The 24,636-nt window shown below is 44.5% G+C and carries 19 protein-coding genes, 1 riboswitch and 1 other annotated feature; of the genes, 9 read left to right on the top strand and 10 right to left on the bottom strand.

Annotated elements, in window-relative coordinates; genetic code table 11:
- Positions 1-13: 13 nt before the first annotated feature.
- The 3 genes from LDK34_RS09925 to leuS all read right to left on the bottom strand — a co-directional run bounded on the left by LDK34_RS09925 (position 14) and on the right by leuS (position 5,859).
- The gene (locus tag LDK34_RS09925; RefSeq protein WP_178943474.1) at positions 14-751 is read right to left on the bottom strand and encodes a pseudouridine synthase; all 738 of its coding nucleotides are present in this window, start codon (positions 749-751) and stop codon (positions 14-16) included.
- Between the two features lie 35 nt (positions 752-786).
- Entirely contained in the window at positions 787-3,066 is a 2,280-nt protein-coding gene (locus LDK34_RS09920; RefSeq protein ID WP_225439098.1) for a polysaccharide biosynthesis protein, read from the bottom strand.
- Positions 3,067-3,438: 372 nt separating this feature from the next.
- Positions 3,439-5,859: a leucine--tRNA ligase gene (gene leuS, locus LDK34_RS09915; RefSeq protein WP_178942695.1), complete on the bottom strand. Its 2,421-nt coding sequence runs from the start codon at positions 5,857-5,859 to the stop codon at positions 3,439-3,441.
- A gap of 82 nt (positions 5,860-5,941) precedes the next feature.
- Positions 5,942-6,167 (bottom strand) — a binding site (T-box leader).
- A gap of 115 nt (positions 6,168-6,282) precedes the next feature.
- On the opposite strand from leuS, the gene LDK34_RS09910 reads away from it, so the two are divergent.
- Positions 6,283-6,933 (top strand): phosphatase PAP2 family protein, encoded by a 651-nt coding sequence (locus tag LDK34_RS09910; protein ID WP_225439099.1) that lies wholly within the window; start codon positions 6,283-6,285, stop codon positions 6,931-6,933.
- Between the two features lie 66 nt (positions 6,934-6,999).
- On the opposite strand, the gene LDK34_RS09905 is transcribed toward LDK34_RS09910, so the two are convergent.
- The 3 genes from LDK34_RS09905 to metK form a co-directional block, all read right to left on the bottom strand.
- Positions 7,000-7,530, bottom strand: coding sequence for a MarR family winged helix-turn-helix transcriptional regulator (locus LDK34_RS09905; RefSeq protein ID WP_178942696.1), 531 nt, complete (start codon positions 7,528-7,530; stop codon positions 7,000-7,002).
- Positions 7,531-7,609: 79 nt separating this feature from the next.
- On the bottom strand, positions 7,610-9,073 hold the full coding sequence (locus LDK34_RS09900; protein ID WP_178942697.1) for an MDR family MFS transporter: 1,464 nt from the start codon (positions 9,071-9,073) through the stop codon (positions 7,610-7,612).
- 105 nt (positions 9,074-9,178) lie between these two features.
- On the bottom strand, positions 9,179-10,396 hold the full coding sequence (gene metK, locus LDK34_RS09895) for a methionine adenosyltransferase (protein ID WP_178942698.1): 1,218 nt from the start codon (positions 10,394-10,396) through the stop codon (positions 9,179-9,181).
- A riboswitch (SMK box riboswitch) is annotated at positions 10,394-10,521 on the bottom strand. It overlaps the preceding gene by 3 nt.
- Positions 10,522-10,630: 109 nt before the next feature.
- Between metK and LDK34_RS09890 the strand changes: the two genes are divergently transcribed.
- Positions 10,631-11,380: a hypothetical protein gene (locus LDK34_RS09890; RefSeq protein ID WP_178942699.1), complete on the top strand. Its 750-nt coding sequence runs from the start codon at positions 10,631-10,633 to the stop codon at positions 11,378-11,380.
- Positions 11,381-11,789: 409 nt separating this feature from the next.
- Here LDK34_RS09890 and LDK34_RS09885 read toward each other — a convergent pair whose 3' ends face one another.
- Complete coding sequence (locus LDK34_RS09885; protein WP_178942700.1) at positions 11,790-14,312, bottom strand: excinuclease ABC subunit UvrA; 2,523 nt, start codon at positions 14,310-14,312, stop codon at positions 11,790-11,792.
- A gap of 71 nt (positions 14,313-14,383) precedes the next feature.
- A complete protein-coding gene (locus LDK34_RS09880) occupies positions 14,384-14,935 on the bottom strand; it encodes a DNA-3-methyladenine glycosylase I (protein WP_178942701.1) in 552 nt (183 codons plus the stop codon).
- A gap of 239 nt (positions 14,936-15,174) precedes the next feature.
- Here LDK34_RS09880 and LDK34_RS09875 point away from each other — a divergent pair, with 239 nt between their 5' ends.
- Together LDK34_RS09875 and LDK34_RS09870 are read left to right on the top strand one after the other, a co-directional pair.
- Positions 15,175-15,348, top strand: a complete 174-nt coding sequence (locus LDK34_RS09875) for a hypothetical protein (protein WP_178942702.1) — start codon at positions 15,175-15,177, stop codon at positions 15,346-15,348.
- A gap of 455 nt (positions 15,349-15,803) precedes the next feature.
- Positions 15,804-16,706 carry a D-alanyl-D-alanine carboxypeptidase family protein gene (locus LDK34_RS09870; protein ID WP_178942703.1) on the top strand — a complete coding sequence of 301 codons (903 nt, stop codon included), beginning with the start codon at positions 15,804-15,806 and terminating at the stop codon, positions 16,704-16,706.
- 153 nt (positions 16,707-16,859) lie between these two features.
- Here LDK34_RS09870 and LDK34_RS09865 read toward each other — a convergent pair whose 3' ends face one another.
- Both LDK34_RS09865 and LDK34_RS09860 read right to left on the bottom strand, forming a co-directional pair.
- A complete protein-coding gene (locus LDK34_RS09865; protein WP_178942704.1) occupies positions 16,860-17,834 on the bottom strand; it encodes a prenyltransferase in 975 nt (324 codons plus the stop codon).
- Positions 17,835-18,833 (bottom strand): UbiA prenyltransferase family protein, encoded by a 999-nt coding sequence (locus LDK34_RS09860; RefSeq protein ID WP_178942705.1) that lies wholly within the window; start codon positions 18,831-18,833, stop codon positions 17,835-17,837.
- Between the two features lie 487 nt (positions 18,834-19,320).
- On the opposite strand from LDK34_RS09860, the gene LDK34_RS09855 reads away from it, so the two are divergent.
- From LDK34_RS09855 to LDK34_RS09835, 5 genes are all read left to right on the top strand, one after another.
- Entirely contained in the window at positions 19,321-21,240 is a 1,920-nt protein-coding gene (locus LDK34_RS09855) for an NAD(P)/FAD-dependent oxidoreductase (RefSeq protein ID WP_236941806.1), read from the top strand.
- A gap of 423 nt (positions 21,241-21,663) precedes the next feature.
- Positions 21,664-22,128 (top strand): NusG domain II-containing protein, encoded by a 465-nt coding sequence (locus LDK34_RS09850; RefSeq protein ID WP_178942706.1) that lies wholly within the window; start codon positions 21,664-21,666, stop codon positions 22,126-22,128.
- Complete coding sequence (locus LDK34_RS09845; protein WP_178942707.1) at positions 22,125-22,685, top strand: Gx transporter family protein; 561 nt, start codon at positions 22,125-22,127, stop codon at positions 22,683-22,685. Before LDK34_RS09850 ends, LDK34_RS09845 begins: the two co-directional genes overlap by 4 nt.
- Positions 22,682-23,659 carry a polyprenyl synthetase family protein gene (locus tag LDK34_RS09840; protein ID WP_236941805.1) on the top strand — a complete coding sequence of 326 codons (978 nt, stop codon included), beginning with the start codon at positions 22,682-22,684 and terminating at the stop codon, positions 23,657-23,659. Before LDK34_RS09845 ends, LDK34_RS09840 begins: the two co-directional genes overlap by 4 nt.
- A gap of 37 nt (positions 23,660-23,696) precedes the next feature.
- On the top strand, positions 23,697-24,491 hold the full coding sequence (locus LDK34_RS09835; protein WP_178942709.1) for an energy-coupling factor transporter transmembrane component T family protein: 795 nt from the start codon (positions 23,697-23,699) through the stop codon (positions 24,489-24,491).
- Positions 24,492-24,636: the final 145 nt, after the last annotated feature.

The following is a 24,636-nucleotide window of genomic DNA, read 5'->3' as shown; positions in this document are numbered from 1 at the left end:
TTTTTTTATTATTTTAATTCTTAGTGAGGTCAGCCGCTGCCTTAAGCGCGTTAACCTCTTCCTCTGATAGTGCCCGATAATGACCTGGCAACAAGCCAGTGGACAGCTTAAGCGGCCCAAATGATAAGCGTTCCAGCCGCACGACCCGTTGTCCAAAGCTACCAACCATCCGTTTGACCTGATGGTACTTACCTTCTGTCAAGGTAAGCTGAATCGTTGTTTGATCCAACACTGAGTCGTACGCGCCCAATTTCATATCAGCCGGCTTCAACACCGTACCGTCTTTTAACGTAACGCCAGCCGCAACTTGCGCAACATCATCTTCAGTCAGCGTCCCAGTTACAATGGCCTGATAAACTTTCGTCACGTGATGTTTGGGATTGGTCAACCGGTGCCCTAACTCGCCATTATTTGTGATCAGCAATGCACCTGTTGTATCTTTATCCAAACGTCCGACCGGGAACAGATCATCACGATAATCGGCCTTATTAAACAAATCCATTACTGTTTGCGCAGTTTTATCTGTAGTCGCTGTAACCACTGCGACAGGTTTATTCAACAGAAAGTAAAAATGCCGTTGGTAAACAACAGGTTGCCCACCGACTAAAACAGTATCCTGATCCGGATCGATTGACTGACGTCCTTGCTTCGCGACAACACCATTAACGTTCACATGACCATCACGAATGAGCGTATGCGCCTCACTTCGCGTTGCCACCCGCATTTCCTTTAAATATTTATCTAAGCGAATGCCTTTGGACACAGTGTTACCTCCGAAACTATCAATTATTTAATGTGAAAACGCGCGCGAACCCGTTCCACTCGACTACCAAGCATCTTATCTGCCAGTCTAAACCGCAGACTAAGGTAAGCGTACGCGCCACCACCGAGAACAACGGAAATCAGTAATTCAATGAACGCCGTTACTTTAAACTGGGTGTTCATGACGTGATCAAGGCCCCAAACAGACAACCGCGCCACAATGAACGTGACCAGTGAGAACACAATGATTTGATTGAGTCGATGCAACAAGCCATCCCAATCTATCTCAAAATGTTGATTCAAATTCCGCAAAATCAGCACGCTGGAAACGGTAAACCCAATTAACGTTGCCGCCAACGGTCCCAATGGTTGTGCTATCGCTACCAACGGGAATTGCAACGCCATCTTAACAATCAGACCAATCAGCATATACCAAATCACTGCTTTGTTTTGATCGACCCCTTGCATAATCGTTGACAGCACCGTGAACAGGCCAAACAAGACGGACAGGTACGATGAAAATTCGAGGATTAATGAGCCAGCCAGTGAGTAGTGATAGAAAAATGTATAAAGTGGCACAGAAATTGCCGCCATTCCCAAAGCAGACGGAATCATGATGAAACTAAACAGCTCTAATGTGAAGTTAATTTGGCGACTCGTTGAAGCACCATCTTTCAATGTATGAGCCTCAGTTAACATCGGGATTGCAGTGGCCGCTAACGCAGACGCTAGCGATACCGTAATCATAATAATTTTGTTGGCATTGAAGTCAAAGTAAGCATACAGCGTGTTTTGAACGGCATAGCTTAAGTTTGAAGTCACGTGCATGATTCTAAAGAACGTGACTTGGTCAAATAACTGATAGATCGCAATGGCACTCGGCACAATGGTAAACGGAATCGCTTGCCAGATAATTTGTTTCAATAGTTGGCCAGTGGTGATGGCCAAACCACCCTTTGCGTTTTCAATCTTATTACGGAAATATTGACGATAGCGCCACATTTCATAGACCAACACAGCCACGCCGGCAACAGCACCCAAACCGGCGGCAAACGTTGACTGAACAACAGCTCGTGGCCAATTATGAGCTGGTGCCGTGCCAACCCGCATAATCAGAAAAGCAGTCAACAACATGTAAATAATTCGGACAACTTGTTCGACGAACTGCGAGATCGCACTAGGTGCCATCATGTGATAACCCTGGAACATCCCCCGCATCATGGATAATGTTGGAAAAACAAACACTGCCAAAGTGAGTGAGCGAAGGACCGGAATAACGTTTGGATCACCGGTAGTCAATGACTGCATCGGTGACATGAACCACAACAGGACAGCCGCTACTAATCCGGTAATTAAGGATAGCAATAACCCGCGTTTGAACAAACGGAAACCAACACCATACTCGTTTAGCGCGTTGTAATGAGCAATCAGCTTAGAAATGGCTGCCGGAATCCCAGCAGTTGAAATCATTAAAACAATGGAATAAACGTTGTATCCCTTTGAAAAAAGCGCATTGGCTTGATTATAAAAGGTTCCGAACCAAACGACCCACGGGATAATGTACAACGCGCCTAATACCCGCGATGTGATGCTGGCTGCTGTCATCCACCCGGTGCCACGCAGAATTTGCTCTTGATCGGATACGGCTCCTGATTCAAAGCCCGGATGTTCAACGATCTCACCCAAGTCTTCGCTGTCACTATTATCAGATTTTGCTTGGGCAGAAGTCGTTTCTTCACGTGTAACAGGAATGGTCCGTTCTAAAGGCACCGCTTGGGAAGATTCAGCTTCAGCACTACGTTTATCAGCGTTATTTTCATCAGCACTAGCCATCGTGGACTCTGCTGATGAATCGGGATAAGCCGTCCAACGGCTGGAAACTAAGTGCAGTGGCCTTTCTTCTTTTTCAACTTCCCGTTCAAGCTCAGTCTCTGATTGGGTCTGTGATTGCGGTTTGGCTTCCGCCTCAGATGTTGCACTCGTGTTTTCTTCAGCAAATTCAGACTGAGCACTGTCAACGACGTGTCTGTCCTGTGCGCTCGACTTCAACTGAGTCACATTCGACACTGAAGCCATCGAATCAGCCGCCATCTCACTTTCAGCAACGTGACTCGTCGCAGAGGCAGTAACTGATTCATTCTGAGAGCTAACTGTGGCTGTCGAATCGGCCATTGAAGAAGCTTCCGATTGGCCCCCCTGCAAGTGCAGTTTGCTTAGTAACGCTTCACGACGTTGGCGCCGCCGATACTGTTTTCTGGTCGGAATTGCCTGACTATTTTCGTTTTGTGGATCTTCCTTTGACATAAAAACTCTCAATTCTTTTTTCGATTTGGATAGTTTCCAACATGCGTAAATTGTTTTCTTAAACTATTAGTGTACCGCGTTGTAGCAGTTTCAAACACCTTAAATGTCATTATTAAACCAAGCTTTAATGAACCTTAGTTAATGTTGAAAATTAAAAACCTAGTATGCCGACAGATTACTGACTCTAGCGCCAATATGTAATTGAATTGCCTGACACTGGCTCCTTTAAGCCAACACTAGCCTCACGTAAAAACGCAGTAATACCATTGATTATACAGAGATTGCCGCATCTAATTCAACAAAAAATGCCACTAATTGTTGGCTTAACACCCAAAAAACAATTAGTGACACATTATTTACGTTAAGACCACGCTAATTAGCAACCACGTTAACCAACTTGCCTGGCACAACGATTGTCTTACGAACCGTTTTACCGTCGATGGCCTTTTGCATGTGCTCATCAGCCATCGCAATCTTTTCCAGATCGTCCTTGCTGATGTCCTTATCAACCGTGGCATGACTCTTAACTTTACCATTAACCTGCAGAACCACTTCAATCGTGGCCTCTACCAGCTTGCTAGCGTCATAAGTTGGCCAAGGCTGGTAACTGATGGTGTCAGATTCATGGAAGTAGCTCCACAATTCTTCAGCAACATGAGGAACCAACGGTGACAACATCTTGATGAAACCTTCCATGTACTCAACTGGCAGATCATCCACCTTATGGGCCTCGTTAACGAAGACCATCATTTGAGAGATGGCTGTGTTAAAGTGCATCCGGCCATAATCTTCCGTAACCTTCTTGACCGTTTCGTTGTACACCTTGTCCAGTTTGCCATCATTGATCGTTGTTACACGATCACGCAGATGATTGTTTTCATCAATCAGCAAACGCCAAACGCGTTGAATCCACTTGTATGAACCATTGATGCCGTCTTCACTCCATGGCTTGGATTCTTCCAATGGACCCATGAACATTTCGTACAAACGAAGCGTATCTGCACCGTACTTTTCAACGATTTCGTCAGGATTAATAACGTTTCCTTTAGATTTCGACATTTTTTCGTGATTGTCGCCAAGAATCATCCCCTGGTTAACCAGCTTATGGAATGGTTCCTTTGTTGGCACGACACCGAGATCATAAAGAACCTTGTGCCAGAAACGGGCATACAGCAAGTGAAGCACGGCATGTTCCGCACCGCCGATGTACAAATCAACAGGCAACCAATACTTCAATTTTTCAGGATCTGCCAAAGCCTTGTCATTATGTGGATCGATGTAACGCAAGAAGTACCATGATGAACCGGCCCACTGTGGCATCGTGTTCGTATCACGTTTACCATGACGGCCATTTTCATCCGTAACGTTGACCCAATCGTCAATGTTAGCAAGTGGACTTTCACCAGTTCCAGATGGTTCCAGCTGGTCCGTGTCAGGCAGTGTTAGTGGTAACTGGTCTTCTGGAACCAAGGTTGTTTCACCATCATCCCAGTGAATCACTGGAATTGGTTCACCCCAGTAGCGTTGGCGACTGAAGATCCAATCCCGCAAGCGGTAGTTGACCTTTTTGGCACCGGCATCATGCTCGGTTAGCCAGTCAATCGCTGCTGAGATGGCCGTTTTCTTATCCATCCCGTTCAAGAAACCAGAGTTGATGTGCGTACCATCGCCGGTAAAGGCTTCCTTATCCAAGTCGCCGCCTTCAATAACAGGCTTGATTGGCAAACTGAATTTATTAGCAAATTCGTAGTCACGTGGATCATGCGCTGGCACAGCCATCACAGCCCCAGTACCGTATGAGGCCAACACGTAGTCGGCAATCCAAATTGGCACCTGTTCACCGTTAACTGGGTTAATCCCATAAGCGCCGGTGAAGACACCAGTTTTATCTTTGTTCAAATCCGTCCGTTCCAAATCTGACTTGGACTCGATTTGCTTGCGATAAGCATCAACGGCTGCTTTTTGGTCAGGCGTTGTAATCTGATCAACAAGGTCGTATTCCGGTGCCAGCACAAGGTAAGAAACACCAAACATCGTATCAGGACGGGTAGTAAACACTTCGATCTTCGTGCCTTCGTGACCGTCAACAGCAAACTGAACACTGGCACCTTCAGAACGACCGATCCAGTTTCGTTGCTGTTCCTTAATACTTTCTGGCCAGTCAAGATCATCTAGGTCATCCAGCAAACGATCAGCATAGGCTGTGATCTTCAATACCCACTGCCGCATTGGGACACGGTAAACGGGATAACCACCACGTTCCGTTTTACCATCAACGACTTCCTCATTGGCAACAACCGTGCCACCCATAAAGTCAGGAGCCCAGTTGACCATGATTTCGTCTTCGTAGGCCAAACCACGTTTGTACAATTGTTCAAAAATCCACTGCGTCCACTTGTAGTATGAAGGATCTGTCGTGTTGACTTCGCGATCCCAGTCATAAGAAAAGCCTAGCGATTTAACCTGTTTACGGAAAACATCAATATTTTGGTCAGTAAAGCCTTTTGGATTATGACCGGTTTTCAGTGCATACTGTTCCGCTGGCAACCCAAAAGCATCCCAACCCATTGGATGCAACACATTGTATCCCTGCATCCGTTTCATTCGGCTCATGGCATCCGTTGCCGTGTAACCTTCTGGATGACCAACATGCAGTCCCTGACCGGATGGATAAGGGAACATATCTAATGCATAATACTTTGGCTTATCGGAAAAGTCTGGCGTTTTGAACGTATCGTTCTTTGACCAAAACTTTTGCCACTTTTTTTCAATTTTTGTATGATCGTACGGCATGTTTTGCCCTCCCAGAAAAAATTAATTAACAAATAAAAAACGCCCTGTCGATTATCGTCACTGTTAAATCAATAACGACAACCGATAGGACGATGCGGATCGCGGTACCACCTATCTTCTTACCACAACAACCGTGGTAAACACTTAAAGTCGGTAACGCTGACAAACGAAAACAGCTACTGACGTTATGATAACGTCGTTCACCATCTTAGTGATTATCGGTGAGTTCATTCTGTCATCAACACTGACTTGCACCACCCGTCAGTTCGCTTAAGATCACAACACAACTACTAATCCGTCACTTTTACTTGTTAAAATATTGTCCATAGCATAGCAAAATAAGCGCGACTTTACAAGTCAGCATCCGCTTTAGAATGCTATACTGGCTTTAAAATAACTTCGGAGGTCATCACTATCTTTGTTTTGTCACAAACGCACTGGCAGCGCGTCAGAAATCTCATTGCCATTATTTGTTTTATTATTTTTTTAATCCTGTTAGCCGGTGTCGTAACGGATGCAAGCTGGCTGCATCAACTCGATCAATTCGGTACCCATATTGTCCGCCACCCAGTGACCGAGGAACGAACGTGGTTCTTTCGCAATATAACAAGGCTCGGCAATGTAAAATTTACTATGATCGTGATGGTCGTCTTTTCACTCGGCCTCTGGTGGCGCAAAAAATATCAAGGCGCCGTTTTCTTCTTTGTTAACGTTGGCGTGTTTGCACTTGCCGTAAATACGATTCTTAAAAGCTTGGTTGAACGACCACGACCAATCATTACACATTTAGTTGCCGCTGGAGGATTTAGTTTTCCTAGTGGTCACTCAATGAATGTCACGTTGATGTATGGCTCACTGATTATTCTGTGTAATCTGTATGTTGACCGGTTGCATTTACGAGCAGCTTTTAACACACTATTAACGTTACTCATCATTACCATTTGTCTCAGCCGCGTGTACCTCGGCGTTCATTTTCCCAGTGACGTTTTGGCGGGAAGCGCCCTCGCCTGGTCTGAATTGCTTGCGTCACGTTACCTCTTTTTCAAAACAACTTCGGTTCATGCAAAACGATAAATAAGGTCGCTGACGATAACTAATCCATTAGTTACCATCAACGACCTTATTTTGAATTCGCACAGTCTAACCTTCGTGAGACTTCTTGATTCGGGATCCCCAACGATCACGTTGAACGATTTTCTCTTCGAAATCACGAATAAAATCAAGTGTCTCTTGGAACTTACCGCGGCCAAAAACATCCAACCAACCTTTGAAACGGTCCTGCGCAACATCCCATAGCTTATCCTCAACTTCACTACCCTTAGGCGTTAAGTGAAGTGTCTTGTGGCGACGGTCGGCCATGTCATCTTCTTCGTAGACATAGTCTTGTTTAAGTAATCCCGCTACCTGACGGGAAATTGCGCTTCGAGTAACACGGTGCATGTCGGCCAGATCCATTACGCTTAACAGTGTTTCTGCTTGCGCAATTTCGGTCAAAATCAACCATTGATCAAACGACATTCCAAAATCACTCGCTGGTCCGGAGGCAAATTCGTTTAAATACTTGCCCACAAACAAGTATTCTTCAATGTAGCCTTGCATTAACTCTAAGTCTTGCTTTTTTTCTGTCATGTTTCCACCCAATTCAACAATCCGTTTAACTGTTGAAAGCATAACATATTGTTCCCATAGAGTAATCAAAAAAAAGCAATTTCAGAAAATAAATATCGATACACTTAATTATTAAACATTTTTATCTTATTTTCCGGTGATCCAGAGCGTTGACCAGTAGTGCAACAATGACTAGCAATAATGCCACCAAGAATACGTTATGAACACCATTAGCCAATACACGCCGCAATGTTGGCAATAATGCAACAGGTAAATTTTTCGCGGTATGCGGATTAATCAACGCGTTAAGCATGCGTAAATTGATGTCGTGATGCTGTGCCACCCCATGTGCTAAGGTTGCGTTCATCACGATCCCATAAACAGCCAGCATAATTGTTTGAGCCAAACTCCGTGCCAGTGTATTGAAGGATGTCGCCATCCCAATAATTGATGGATCAACTAAGTGTTGTGTCGTTACCGTGGTACTGGTAATGGTTAGCCCAAAACCAACGCCGAGTTCTGCTGAAATTAACAAAAATCCCCAGAATGGTGTTTGACCTGGTAGCAGGACCAAGATTATTGCGCCAATTAGTACTGTTGTAATACTGGCAAACAAAATCTTTTGTGACCGTAATTTGCCGATAACTCGGCCCGCGATAAACGAACCGACGATCCACATCACTGAACTTGGTGTAACCGCGAAACCGGCCTGAGCAGCCTGTAGCCCTAATAATCCCTGAGTCCATGTCGGAATGTAAACATTAAAACAAATCAGAAAACCCGAAATGAGTGCAGCTACACCATTTTGAATCACAAACGTCCGGTTGCTAAATAAACTGAGATCGATAATCGGATCACTGGCACGACGCTCTTGACGGATGAATAACCATAACCCAACAGCTGCAATAATAAAACAGATGGCAACAATCAAAAAGTTGCTGTGTCGCTCACCCACCACTTGAAAACCATACATTAGCCCCAATAAGGCAACCGACAGCCAGACACTACCTGCTACATCTAACGGACTAGAAGCAGCCGCTTGCTTAGGCTCGTGCAAATACAATGCGATTAGTAGCATCGTGATGAGTCCAATCGGAATATTAATGAAGAAAACCCAATGCCAACTTAACTGATCAACGATAAAACCACCCAGTAACGGTGCAACGACAGAGGCGATGCCCCATGCAGAACCATTCAGCCCCATAATTTGTGCCCGTTTCTCAAATGGATAAATATCGGCAATGATCGTAAAGGAAACCGGCATAATTGTTCCGGCCCCAATACCTTGCACAGCACGCCATAAAATCAGTGTCAGCATAGAGTTGGAGAGACCGCTCATCATTGAACCAAACGTAAACACAGCCAGCCCGAACAAAAATACTGGCTTACGACCAATCCGATCAGACAGTTTGCCATAAATCGGCGTGGCCAACGAATTCGTCAGTAGATAAATTGAAAAGATCCAGTTCATTAAGGTCACGCCGTGCAGTTCGCCAACGATGGTCGGCATCGCCGTAGACACAATCGTCCCCTCAACTGCCGACATAAACGTCGCTACAAACAGTGCAATGGTTACCAACACGACATTGGTTTTATTATTTTTCATTGTGTATTCCTTTTTACGCTATGTTTTTTACAAAAAAAGACTCCTGGTGTCTGTGTGATCGTAATCCAGTCCACCGGGAGTCTCACTATTGTATTAATTAAATAACTACTTGCTTTCGTTGACAACAACATCTGCGTCAGCAACAGCTTGCTTCAATGCATCAATTTTATCGGTCTTTTCCCATGGCAAATCCAAATCAGGACGACCAAAGTGACCATAAACGGCCGTTTGTTTGTAAATTGGCCGTTGGAGATCCAACATCTTAATGATGCCAGCAGGACGTAAGTCAAAGACTCGGCGAATTGCCGCGGTCAATGTTTGTTCAGACACGTTGCCAGTTCCAAACGTATCAACGGAGATAGAAACTGGTTGCGCTACACCAATTGCATATGCCAACTGAACCTCAACACGGTGAGCCATGCCGGCAGCAACAATATTTTTAGCAATGTACCGCGCAGCATACGAAGCAGAACGGTCCACTTTAGTGGCGTCCTTCCCAGAGAATGCACCACCACCGTGACGGGCAAAGCCACCGTACGTATCCACGATAACTTTCCGACCAGTCAAGCCAGCGTCCCCTTGAGGGCCACCAATAACAAAGCGACCAGTTGGGTTAACCAAGTACTTCGTGTTCTCATCCAGATAACGAGCCGGAATAACGGCCTTGATCACCTGTTCAATCACATCATGGCGAATTTGGTCCAGCTCAACGTCTGGATTATGCTGTGTGGAAAGCACCACTGTGTCAACACGAACCGGTTGACCATCATCGTCGTATTCAACGGTCACTTGTGCCTTAGCATCTGGCCGTAAGTAATCAATGACGCCGTCCTTACGTAACTGCGCAATCTTACGCATTAATGCATGACTCAAAGCAATTGGCAATGGCATCAATTCAGGTGTTTCATCAATCGCATAGCCAAACATCATGCCTTGGTCACCAGCACCAATCTTGTCTAGAGGATCTTCATCACCTTCGCGACGCTCTAAAGCATCGTCAACCCCTTGGGCAATATCAGGCGACTGTTCATCGATTGCAACAAGGACAGCACATGTGTCGCCATCAAAACCAAGCTTAGCATCGGTGTAGCCAATCCCTTTAATCGTGTCCCGTACCGTCTTTTGAATATCAACGTATGCGGAGGTGGAAATTTCACCAAACACGAGGACGAGCCCAGTAGTAACAGACGTTTCACAGGCCACACGCGCTTGTGGGTCCTGAGCTAAAATTGCATCCAAAATTGAATCACTAATTTGATCAGCGATTTTGTCCGGATGTCCTTCTGAAACAGATTCAGAAGTAAATAAATGACGTTCTTGCATAAAAGATTTCCCCCATCTAATAAATTCCGGTTACAAGGCCTCTAAACAAAAAGAACCGTTACATCATCAGAATTTGACGTAACTGTTCCCTGTTTATCCTATCGGGAACGAAACTCATAACTTACTTATGGTAACACGTTACTAACCGGTTAAAAAGACGTGATTTCGTTGACCCCGCTCACAAAGTTGATTAGCATAGAAACATATTATGTCATTTTGAGAAAGGAGGCCCTTATGCCCACGCAAACTCGCAAGCAGCGTCATGCCACAAGTTTTTTAGATAACATGCCCTGGCAACCACTACTTATCTTCACAATTGCTCAAAACTTTATCTGGTGGAGCTTTCCAATCCATTACGGCCGACTTACTGGGGCTGCCTTTCATGGCAATCAACTACTGTTATTGGCTTATACAGTCGTCATGAGTCTCACAACTTTTTTGATGTTTCAGGCCAACTTTAAATCGTTATGGGCACACGTCCCCATTTTAATCAGTCTAATTCTTGCCTTCTCTGGCATTATTCGTGGTAACTTAGAAATCTTGATTATGTTACTCATGTTCTCCGCGTTTTGGTTAGTGGTCGAAATGCGCTGGTTGAACTTACAAAACATTTGGGGCCTCATCATTTACGCCTTACTATCAACCTTTCCCATCAGTAGCGCCATTTTCTTCTTCCAAAACCGTTTTCTTTCAATAACTTTTTTAATCCAGCTAATTCCGTTGGTAGCCTGTCAATTGTTTTTTATGATGCCAATTTTTGAAACTGAAGGCAAACGACGTGTCATCGCCACTGCGGTAACTGGTGTGTTGTTAATTGCAGCCATTTTATTCTTCCATTTTTCATTGTTAGGTGTGTTGGCGATGGCGGTTGTGATTATAACGTTCTGGTTTAGCATCAACTACCCTAATCTAAAGGCACAATATACGGCCGCAGTTTATATTGTGCTCGAACTGATCACCTATTTAATCTTAGTCTTTGCCTAATTTATTGACCGCTACTTAATTGAAAGAGGCGCCTTCCATTTTTTTGGAAAGCGCCTCTTTTTGTTTACGCTGTCTTAAGTTTAAAAACACTTAAATAACTGGCAATCCGGATTCTGACGTTACGCTGACCGGAAAAGCCGTTTCTTGGGACCGAGTTCAACTCGCCAAAAGCGCGATTTTCACCCTTGATTATGAGCCGAAGTACACGTCTCATAAGTCATTCCGCAACACTAAGCGGCCAAATTCTCGCCGCCAAGTGTTGCCGACATGGAACTCTGTTTCCGGTCAGCTTCACTCCTATCACAACCTAGCCGACTATTTACAAAAAAGTTGTTACGTGTCAAATGGAATCTGCAACCATATAAGCAGAACGGTACCAATGTTAACAACCACAAAAGGCAGCTAATAATTAAGCCGTGACAGGTCCGCCAGCCAGTTTCTCCTTGAGATACTGTCCCGTAACACTGGTCTTCGTTTGGGCTACCTCAGCTGGGGTCCCGGCAGCGACCAACTGACCACCCTTCGTACCACCTTCAGGGCCCATATCAACAATGTAGTCAGCGTTAGCCATGACGTCCAGATCATGCTCGATCACAATCACCGTGGCGCCCTCATTAATGAGTTGATCAAACACTCTCAGCAACTGCTGAATATCTAATGGATGAAGTCCCACAGACGGTTCATCAAAAACAAATAACGTACCGCTCTGGCGACGACCCATTCGTGATACCAGCTTCAAACGCTGTGCTTCACCACCGGACAACGTTGGAGTGCTCTCGCCAAGTTCAAGGTAGCCTAGACCCATGTCATGTAGCGCACCCAACGTATTAGCCACGCTTGGTACATCGACAAACAAGTTGCGCGCGTCATCAACGGATAACGCCAGAATATCAGCAATTGAAAGATCGTGCCACTTCACACTCAATGTTTCTTGATTATAGCGTTGACCATGGCATTGAGGACAAACTTCCTCGACATCTGGTAAGTACTGAACGTCCATGCTTATTGTGCCAGTGCCATGACATAATGGGCAGGCACCATCATTTAAATTGTAAGAAAAATGACTGGCTGTCCATCCCTTTTCCTGTGCCTCTTTGGTATTGGCAAATAAGGTCCGAACAGTGTCCAACACACTCGTGTAAGTCGCAACGGTTGAACGAACATTTTTACCCACTGGTACAGAGTCGACCATGACCACATTATGAATCTTAGCTCGGTCTAGCTTTTTGACCTGCTTTGGCAGTTGTTGATGTTTGACATCCGCAAGAATCCCAGGAATCAGACTATCTAGCACTAGCGTTGTTTTCCCAGCTCCAGACATCCCTGTCACGACAGATAACCGGTTTTTGGGAAATTGGGCTTTAACATCACTAATATTAAAACGATTGGTAACTTCAATTGATAATTTGCCTTTCGCAAAAAGCTGTTTATCAGTCAATTGCGGTCGTTCTCGAATTGGTGCCGTGCCATTTAAGAATGGTGCAATTAAGGAAGACTCATGCTTACGAATCGTGGCAACAGTCCCGTGATTGACAATCTGTCCGCCTTGCTTGCCTGCTCCAGGACCAATTTCGATAACATAGTCGGCGGCAGCAATGATACTAACATCATGATCCACAACCACCAGCGAATTGCCTTGTTCAACTAGCTGATGGAAAACTTTAATCAGTCCAGTAACGTTTGCCGGGTGCAAACCGACAGAGGGTTCATCAAGAACATACAAAACGCCTGTGGTCTCGCTACGCAACGTGCGTCCTAATTGGATTCGTTGCAATTCACCCGTCGACAATGTGTTACCGGCACGATCTAACGTCAGGTAATTGAGTCCTAAATCCGTGAGTGGCGTCAAACTGTCTTTAAATTCTTTAACAAGGTCTGTCCCCAAGTGCTGAACGCGTTTGGGCAACCAAGGAACAATCGTATCCGCAAACTTCATTAGTTGATCCAAGTCCATTTTGGTGATTTCCGCAATGTTGTGTCCTACAACAAGCTGATTTAACAGTGCTGGATCAAAACGAGAGCCATGACACGTTGGACATGTATCAAACACATAAAACTTGTTGAGCCGTTCAATCGCTCGCTCGTTAGTCGTGTTGGCCATTGAATCCTCCACGGCATTGAAGGCATTTTCGTACATTGCATTATCCATATGGAAGATTTTGCCCTTCGAACTCGGAATGTTAATGGCGTAAGGCTGCTTTTTGCCATGTAACACTAAATCCTTTGCTTCATCAGATAGGTCCTTATAAGGCACATCGATGGGAATTCCCACTGCTTCCGCTACCAATGGCATGAAGTTGCGACCGGCTAAATGCCATGATGCCACTGCACCCTCACGGATAGTCAGATTTTCGTCTCCAATAAGCCGATCCGCAGCAATTTGGCGAACTTCACCAACCCCGCCACACGTTGGACACGCGCCGCCTGCATTAAAAGCAAAATCCTCGGCACCACGACCACGATATCGAACGCCACATGTTGGACAAACAATCCAACCATCATTTTCCGCCACTTCAATGGTGGGTGGCACACGGTGACCGTTTGGACAGACTGTGGAGCCCAATCGTGAAAACATCAATCGTAAAACATTTAGACTCTCACTCATTGTACCCACTGTTGAGCGAACACCTGGCACCTGTGGTCGTTGACGCAACGCTAATGCAGATGGCAAGTATTGCACTGACTCAACATTGGCCGCGCCGACCTGACTGATTCGTCGTCGCGTATATGTAGACAATGCGTTTAAATACCGTCGTGCCCCTTCAGCATATAAAACTCCCATCGCCAGCGATGACTTCCCAGAACCCGATCTCCCGGTAATGGCGACAAACGCATTTAACGGAATATCAACATTCACATTTTTAAGATTATTGACTCGTGCACCACGCACTTCAATATTATCTGGAATCGTTTCTTTATGCTGGATTGCCATTTAATCGCTCCTCCTATATTGTCTCTTATTCTTGCCGTCATCCTTTTTGCATTCCGCAACAAGGGACTAATCTATTTAAACGCACAGTTATTAAGATGATCGTTTACGAGTCCGCTGGCTTGCATAAACGCGTAGACAGCCACTGGTCCCATAAACTTAAAACCGCGATACTTTAAGTCCTTAGCAATTTTGACAGACAGTGCTGTCTTGGCAGGCACATCATCTTCCGTGACCACGTCGTTTACAAGTGGTTGATTGTTTACAAAGGCCCACCAGTAACGTGCAAAACTCCCAAATTCTTTTTGAACTTTGATGAAGGCTTGCGCATTGCTTACCGTGGCGGCCAACTTAGCCCGATTACGAATAATTCGAGCGTCCTGCAAGAACGGCTGCCAATCTGCTTCAGTCATGTTCGCCACCTTTTCAATGTCATAATGATCAAAATCTTCATTAAATGCTGCGCGCTTGTTTAATACTGTGCGCCACGATAGTCCGGCTTGATACATTTCCATACACATTAATTCAAACAACGCATGATCATCACGATGCGGCTTGCCCCATTCCACGTCATGGTAAGTCTGCATTAACCCTGGTTCTTGACCCCACGCACACCGAATTGTCATTTCCACACCTCCCATCTATGGATAGATAGTTTACTTTCATTATACGTTTTTCAGTATAAACGTCACCCCGGAAAGAACGGTGATAAAACTATCAATCCATAAATAAAGCGATTACAATAAAGGTGAACAATAACAAACGTGCAGCGTCCACTGTCCTTTATTGCGATGCTTTTTGCCAATTTGAGTAAGGGGCGAAATTCTTTGTCAGTGGAACAAGCCACGCTGAGGGGGGCATCACCATGACATTCTTATGGACTTTGTTCTGGATTTTTATCATCTTAACGATTCTTAACGTAGCTCGTTACGTCGCAACTCGACTAACACACCGTTCCACTCGTCTAATGCGTATTTACAGTGGCTACTCTGTTCTAGGGTTAGTCATCGTCTGTCTGATTATTGCTGCATTGCACTGAAATGTATTTTATGAACAGATTTTGTTTAAAAGAATAAGAACATTTTTCGTTTTTTAAATTGCATTGACAAAGCCAACAATGTTAAGAGTTGTTGGCTTTTAATTTTTGCAAAAATTCCACTTCAATCGTTTCTGTTTGTTATAAAAATGATATTCTATAAATAATGTATCGAACAAGAACTAATAATCCAGTTTGAACCCTTTGTTCTTGTTTCAGTGGAAGTCCCAATAATGACTTCGTTGATAAACTAACCTTTCAAATTAAACTTTTTTTCCAAAAAGTATCAGTGATTATATAACTGTCTGCTTTCTCTCGTATTTATGTTCTTGCTATACTTATTGTACGATTTTTTAACAATTCTACTGCATTGTTCTGTCTATTTTTATCATGTTAATCGTTACACTCATCGTTCTAGTCATTCAACGTTATCAGCAATTACGGAGGTCACAACAATTATGAAACGCTGTTTGCTAATACTACTATGTCTGTCAGGCTTGAGCGGCGTGATTATCTCTCCGGCAATATCAGCTCAAGCAGATACAATGCCAGTATCCAAACTGGCCCTTGATGCTAAAACCGGTCATGTATACCAGGAAGAAAATGCGTCAACCGTTCGCCCAATTGCGTCCATTTCTAAACTTTTTACCGTTTATTTTGCCTTGCAAAAGATCCATCAGGGAAAACTTAAGTTAACGGATACAGTTATGGCACCAGAAAATATTGCCAGCCTATCCCAAGATTCAAGACTCGCCAACGTGCCGCTCCAAGCTGGCAAGAAGTATTCAGTTCGCGATTTGTTATACACGTCACTCATTCATTCAGCCAATAGCTCCGTATTATTACTTGCTCAAAAAATGTTTGGGAGTCAAGAAAAAGCCGTTAAGCAAATAAACCATCAGGCACACGTGTGGCATCTGAAACATTACCAACTTGTAAACGTGACCGGCCTAAACAATGACTTAATTGGCGATTTACGCGTCCCTGGTACACCAGAAGATGCGGAAAATAAGATGAGTGCACAAGACGTTGCGACAGTCGCTAGACAGACCTTAAGTCACTACGGTGATCAATTATTGAGTATTGCAAGTGAACCACGCGTAAATTTCGATCTATCAGGCTCCTTCCCAACCGAGAATCGAATGTTGCCAACTCAACCCGATCACTTTGACGACACCCCTGTTGATGGATTGAAAACCGGTTCCTCAGAAGGTGCAGGCAATTGTTTTGTTGGCACAGCCAAAAAGCATCATCATCGGGTAATCACCGTTGTGTTAGGCGCCGATTATGCCAACAAGAATCAGGTCTTTCAAATTACGCATCAATTGTTCACAAGCTCATTTCAAAAGATCACCCAGTAACATTGTTTAGTATCAATTGACACATACAATTAAAATACGTCCGCCTTTCGCATTCTTGGTAGCAGTCATCAAGATTTGAAAAGCGGGCGTATTTTATTTTTTAAGACTATTACTTCTTTGAATAAAAGCATTTTGGTAATAGCAATTATTTAATTATGACTTTAATAATCTGATTATATCCATCACCACTAACACCGCAACTTCTACAGAAGCAACGCTTAACAAATTCTGAATCGCAGTAATAAATGTTTTACCTTTATCCTGAACCGCGAGAAAGGCCTTCGTATGCTGGATCACAACTGGAATCAAACCGAACACAACAATCATTAACCACGGTAACCAGCCAAGCAAGATTCCAATAATCACAAAGACAAATGCCATTCCGGGCACGAACGGATAAAGTTTTACGGCCCGTTGTTTTCCTAAATAGTAAGGTAACGTAAAACGTTGGTTTTTCATATCTTGTTGAAGGTCACAAATATTATCGGCATACATAACCCCACCGTCTAAAATCACAATTGGCAAGGCAATCACGAACAATGTCAGGATCACGGCCAAATTAGCGGTAATTACAAAATGCCAACCATCAAAATACATCGCTATCGGCAATTGTTTAGGCATGTTTACGTAAGCCGCAATAAAGATTGTGCCGAAACCTTCACATAAACCACTTAATATTTCTCCTAATGGCATTCGTGATAATGGTACTGGCCCTGCCGTATATGTGATTGCAATCAAAATGGCTAACCCACCGATAAAGAGCAACACTAAGTTTGTCCGGATTATCAGAAGGATTCCCATGCTGCATGCGATGATCAAAAACACCATCATTAACGCCATCATGTGACGCGGGTTCAAATGCTCCCGTCCTAAAATGTTATCCCGACCACGGTAAGCCAAATCTTTGGCTTTGTAATAATCCTGAACATTGTTAAAACCCGTCACGAAAAACGCAATACTCATTTGTCCGATAAAATAAATCAGCGTGTTCAGCCAGTTAAATTGACCATAGGCGTAATATGCGTACGATGTCCCTAATAAAAACGGCAGCAAACTGGCTGTTTTGGCTGGCAAACGAATAAGCTCCAAAAACAGTGGCCACGTTAACGGTTTATAATCTGTTTTCATTTATTGCACCACCATTTCCAAAATCAAGCTCAGTAATAATGATCCATTGACCCAAAGGATATTACTGATTGCTGGCCATAACTCATTTTGAAACAAACCGTTATGTGCTGATGTCGTTATATCATCAGCAGTCGATGTTGTTTTTTCCTCAACCATTTGTTTAAAATGACGGTCGTTGAGTACAACAGCAGGAACTGCTATCAGCATGACCGCTAACCACCAAGATAACATTCCTGTCGCCATGCCGATGATAATACCAAGAAAACCAATAACGGTGAAACTACGGTAAACAATTAGACTCCACTGCTGCCCCAAATACTCAGGCAAGGTGTGTTTATCTTCATCAATCGTCTGATCACGTAAACCAACAATGTTTTCTGCAAACATTAAATTAGCCGTCGTTGCCATTAACGGTAAACAAAGCAACACGACAGCAATTAACGACCACAAATTGCCCATAACAAGCATCCCCGGCCAGTGCAGAATAATACCAATCAGCTTCTGTGACGGCACATTTACATAGACAGCCGTAAACGGTAACAATAATCCCAATGAACCGCCTACGAATACTTCGCCCAGTGGTAAACGTGACAATGGCACAGGACCAATCGTATAAAAGATGGCGATGCCAAACCCAACAATTCCTAATAGTAAAAGCATTAAGTTGGTGCGCCAAACTAGCCAGATACCAAGGCAGGTGGCCAGTGTCAGCATCACCACGAGCATGAGTTGAACCAATAACAATGGCAGCTGACGTTTACCAATAACTGTTTGCGACTGTGCGCTCGCTGATCCTTGTGACTTGTTATAGGCCACTAAATTACTGATACCAGTAGTCGCCATCGCCAGCGTCAATGTCACGACAAACAAAATAATTGTATTCGCCCAATTTATGTCATACCCCAAATTGACAGCGAAAAGAACACCCACTAGAAACGGCAAAATACTGGCGAGTTTTGTTCGCAACGCCACCAGTTCGCCGAAAGATGATAATCCCATAGTTTCCCCCTAAACTTCGTCCATTGCAAAACCAGAACGACCTTTCATTCCGTCTCGATCTTTTGCAACGGTCACAACAACTCACTTCCATGATATCGGAAACTTGAATGCATTACCAATAGCGGCCAAAAAACATATTCATTAGTCACGCCACGCCTTAAGTTACTGCTTTCTTAGCCAGAACACGCATTCATCACTCACCCCATCACGATTTAGCAGTAAAGTTTCGGTTTGTGAATCATATTACGAAAAATGTATTTTTTCAATTTGTTTAAAATTGATACTAAACAGCATTTCTTATTCGCCCCCTTGTTTGTCAATCTTGTAAACGGTTTCTACATTCAACATAATTGTGTACAATAAATGACTTCTTTTTGTGAATATATTCCTGAAGGTCTAGACAATCGACGAATGTAAACGCTATAATTGTTTCATAGTTAATGCACTTATTTATAACTTTTATATTATCTCAGAGGAGTTGTTGGAAATGGCCCAAAAGGATATTGTTGTCGTCGGTGCCGGCTTCGCTGGCGTTTACGCCACCAAGCATCTGGCCAAGCATTTCAAAAAAGATTCCAACGTTAAGATCACGCTGATCGATAAGCATTCATACTTCACCTACATGACGGAGTTACATGAAATTGCCGCCAACCGGGTGGATGCTACCGCTATTCAGTACGATTTACAGCGTTTGTTCTGCCGTCGTAAGAACGTTAAGTTAGTGACGGATACGGTTAAGTCAATTAACCGAACCGATAAAAAAGTTGTTACTGAACACGGTTCGTTTGATTACGACTATGTCATCTTAGGCATTGGGTCACAGCCAAACGACTTCGGTACACCTGGCGTTAAGGAACATGGGTTCACCCTTGGCTCTTGGGAACAAGCCGTAGCCCTTAAAGAACACATTGAAAAATCTGTTCGTGCAGGTGCTATCGAAACCGATCCAGACAAACGTAAAGCATTACTGTCGTTTGTTGTCGTTGGTTCCGGGTTCACTGGTACTGAAACGATTGGTGAAATGCGTGACTGGCGTGATCAATTGGCCAAGGATAACAAACTTGATCCAACTGAAATCAAGTTTACCTTGATGGAAATGGCGCCAACCATCATGAACATGTTGGACCGCCGCGATGCCGATAAAGCGGAACGTTACATGACCAAACGTGGTATCAAGATCATGAAGAACACCGGTGTTGTCGGTGTCCATGAAGATCACGTTGACCTCAAAGACGGCTCCACCTTCCCAACTTGCACGTTAATTTGGACTGCCGGGGTTAAAGCAACTGATCAGGCCGCCAACTTCGGTTTGGAACAAGGTCGTGCCGGCCGAATCAAGGTTAATAAGTACACTCAATCAGAAGATCCAAACATCTTCGTCGTTGGTGACGTGTCTTTACTTGACGAAGACGGTTCCGGTAAAGGTCAACCACAAATTGTCCAAGGTGCTGAAGAAACAGCTCAAGCTGCCGTTTCCAACATCATTAACACAGAGGATGGCAAACCATTAGTCGAATTCAAGCCAAACTATTCAGGCTTCATGGTTTCCTTGGGTTCTCAATATGGGGTTGCCAATTTGATGGGTAAGATTCACCTATCTAACTTCTGGGCCATTTTGATGAAGCATTTGGTTAATATCCTCTACTTCATTCAAGTTTACTCAGCCTACTACCTCTTCCAGTACTGTATGCACGAGTTCTTCCGGACCCGTCATAATCGGAATCTCTTCCGCGGTCACATTTCTCGTCAAGGTAACGTATTGTGGACTGTCCCTGCACGGATTTTCCTAGGTATGATGTGGTTGGTTGATATTTGGCCAAAGATTCAAGGTAAAGGCTCATGGTTCTTACCTAAGCTGCGGTTACCATTCGCATGGTTAAAGCCAGCAACAACTAGCGGTGCTAGTGCTGCTGGATCTGGCGGTGGCGGTGCTACGGCTACCAGTGCAGCTAGCGGTGCAAGTGGCGCAGCAAGCACCACAGCTACTGCAAATCCAACAATGTTCTCTCTTTCCTACGATTACGGTCATGACCCACAGATGGTCTTCTCCAAGATGCCACACTGGTTCCAAGCTGTAACTCAAGTATTTGTTCCAAACCAACAAACAGCCTTCTTCATGCAAAAGTTTATGACCATTATTGAAATCTTTATTGGGGTTTGTTTGGTTCTCGGTTTGTTCACTTGGGTGATGTCAGCTGCTTCAGCAGCCATGGTTGTTGTCTTCAGTCTTAGTGGCATGTTCTACTGGGTTAACATGTGGATCTTCTTCGTCGCAATTGCCTGCATGAATGGTTCCGGTCGTGCATTTGGCCTCGACAAGTGGGTAGTGCCTTACCTACAACGGGTCTTCGGTAAGTGGCGATATGGAACTCCGAAAGCCTTGTATGGCAGCGATGTCATGAAGTAATCATTCATAGCTTATATTGTCAGTGGTAGAGTTCTAGGGTAGACTTGCCCTAGGGCTCTTTTTTGAAAAGTAAACGTGATCAAGTCCGACTTGAGAGCGCGTTATGAAAAATATGTCGCTACTTTTTAGTACCACTAACCCCGTTTTCGGTCTGATGCTACTGATTAATTGATATGCCTCAAAGTAGTGGATTCGGTCAGAGGTAGAGTTCCGTGATAGCACCACTAAGTAGCGCTTTGGGCTACTCAGTGGTGCTGGACGAGCTTTGAGACCGGTGTTGGGGCTCAAAGTCGAGGTGCGAGACCGCTTTTCAGGGCTCAAACCGGTCCCATGGAACGGCATCTCTGACCGAAGTAACGACAGGCGTCCAACTACTATAGGTAAATATGTAACGGTTTTAATAATGAAAGAAAGTGTGATTACGTGAAGCTTTCTCCCACAGTCAAACGGTATTTGAAAATGATCCGACCGTTTGACATCATCATCGTGACCCTACTGATTATCGGATCCTTCATCCCCCTGATGGTCTTCACCACTAGCCAACATCATCAAGCAGCCGCTCAAACAACGGCCAAAAGTCACGAAGTGTATACCGCTGTGGTTTCCCACAATGGTCACGTACTTAAACGGATTCGACTGACTGGGCATCAAGGTAAAACACATTATCATTTCACCATGGGTCACGGTGCCTATAACGACACGTTGGTTACTGATAATCGTATTCAAATCAGTGATGCCAACTGTCCCGATCAAATTTGTGTTCACCACTCAGCCATCAGCAAACCTGGTCAAACCATCGTTTGTCTACCGCACAAAGTGTTGGTAGAAGTGAAGAGTTCAAACGGTGCCACACACAGCAACTCTACGGGAGGACTTGTTAAACCATGAATGTTCAGTCATCAAGAACACGACAGTACATCTACATTGCCCTCTTGTGCGCTCAGGGCGTGATTATCGGTTTACTTGAACGAATGATCCCGTTTCCGTTTGCATTCGCACCAGGCGCAAAATTAGGCCTTTCAAACATTATCACCCTGGTTTCATTATTCACAATGCCTGTTGGCGACAGCTTTTTACTCATGAGTATGCGTTTGTTACTGACGACCTTGCTTGGTGGTACCGTGGCTACCTTTATGTATAGTGCAGCTGGTGCCCTTCTATCTTGGCTGGGCATGCTGTTAATCAAACAGCTCGGTGAGAAACGGGTCAGCATGATTGGCATTTCAGCCAGTGGCGGAATTTTATTTAATGTCGGTCAACTAGCTGTTGCCAGTTTGGTCGCACAAAGCTGGACCGTCATGCTCTACCTACCAATTCTAGCGGTTATCGGTATTCTTGCCGGAATTGCGATTGGTATTACCGCAAACTTTTTATTTGAACATGTCGACACACTGAGTCGACTTCGGTACGACCATCAACACTCACTAGAGAGGAACCAATCATGAAAATTCACCCAATGTGGCGTGAGTACCCGGCTCTCCAAACGGAACTTGAACAGGTGCTAACTTTAATTGATCAGAACATTACCACCAATAACGTCCCGGTAAGAGACGCTATTTTAGACATGATTAACGCCGGCGGCAAAATGTTACGGCCAGCGTACTGCCTCTTATTTTCACAATTTAAGCAAACGGATCGTCACAAGATAATTGCATTGGCCGCTGCTGTCGAAACCTTACACACTGCAACGTTAATTCACGACGATATCATCGATGAATCTGACATGCGTCGTGGACTACCATCTATTCAAGCAACGTTTGGTAAAGATACCGCCGTCTATGCGGGTGACTACCTTTTTACCGTCTGCTTCAAACTGTTGGCCGGTTATGCCAGTGATCTGCGCAGTGTGCAACAGGATGGCAAACACATGGAAGCCATTTTAAACGGTGAGTTAGCACAAATGTCCACGCGGTATAACATGGCTATCACCATCGACCAATACCTGAACCAAGTTTCCGGCAAGACAGGCCAGTTATTCGCGCTCAGTACCTTTCTCGGTGCGTATGAATCTGGCAACAGCCTACGTTTTGCCCGCAATGCTCAAACGATTGGTCTCAACATTGGGGTTGCTTTCCAGTTGTTGGACGACATCCTCGATTACACTGCCAGCAGCAGTCAGTTTGGCAAGCCTGTCCAAGAAGACATGCGCCAAGGTGTTTACTCAGCGCCCCTGATTCTCGCCTTACGTGAAGCGCCCGATGCCTTTGCACCATACCTTAGCAAACGACTAAAAATGACAGACGATGACGCTAAAACAGTTGATCAACTCGTTCGTGACCACGGTGGTGTTGTTAAGGCACAAGAGCTAGCCAAAGATTACACCGACACTGCATTAACTGCCATTGAGAAATTGCCGGACATGCCCGTTCGCGCCATCTTGTCACAACTCACCAGTTCATTGTTAAATCGTCAATCCTAGCAGAATTGTTACTTTCCGATGAAGGGAGGCACGATACATGAGTAACGCCCTTCTGTTAGGCCGCTTTATTCCCGGAACCAGCATCATCCATCGGCTGGATCCGCGAGTCAAACTGTTGACAACGTTATACCTCATCTTAATCATTTTTCTAGCCGATAACTGGCAAACGAATTTGTTGCTATACAGTTTTGTTCTGATTGGGGTGTTGTGTGCTAGACTCAGCTTGCGCTTCTTTTTCAGAGGTCTGCGGCCAATGTTCTGGCTCATCATCTTTACAGTTGCTATGCAGCTACTGTTTACTCATGGCGGCACTGTTTATTGGCAATGGGGCTGGCTGATCATTTCACAAACTGGACTTCAAAATGGGCTTTACGTGTTCCTTCGTTTCGTCTTTATTGTATTTGTCTCAACACTGCTGACGCTGACCACTGCCCCATTAGCACTGGCAGATGCCGTAGCATCATTGTTGCGCCCCTTGCGCTGGTTTCGTTTTCCAGTAGACGAAGTGGCACTCATGCTTGCTTTGGCACTCAGGTTTGTCCCTAACCTCATGGATGAAACCAGTCAATTAATGGCCGCTCAACGTTCACGCGGAGTCGAATTTGGCGAGGGCAATGTCTTTCAACAAATGCAAGCGCTCATCCCCCTGTTAATTCCTCAATTGGTGACCAGTTTTCGCCGAGCAGATGAACTTGGTACTGCCATGGAAGCACGTGGTTACTCCGGGACAGCCAACCGAACCAAGTTTCGAATTCAGCAATTTCATGGACGCGATGGCGCGTTTGTCCTTATTCTGCTGATCTTGACTGGACTATTAATCTTAATGCGATAAAAAAAGATTTAACACAACTGAAGTGAACCCCCAAGGTTGGACAACAAATTCAACCTTGGGGGTTTTACTATGTCTAAATTCACTTTCGAGTTTCGTACAAAGGTGGTCACTGAGTACCTGACCGGTAAAAGCAGCACTTCTCTAG

The sequence above is a fragment of the Furfurilactobacillus milii genome, from assembly GCF_021654115.1.
In the GTDB taxonomy this organism is placed as follows: domain Bacteria; phylum Bacillota; class Bacilli; order Lactobacillales; family Lactobacillaceae; genus Furfurilactobacillus; species Furfurilactobacillus milii.
Note: the sequence above shows the minus strand (reverse complement) of the source record. Positions and strands in the feature narration are given on the sequence as shown.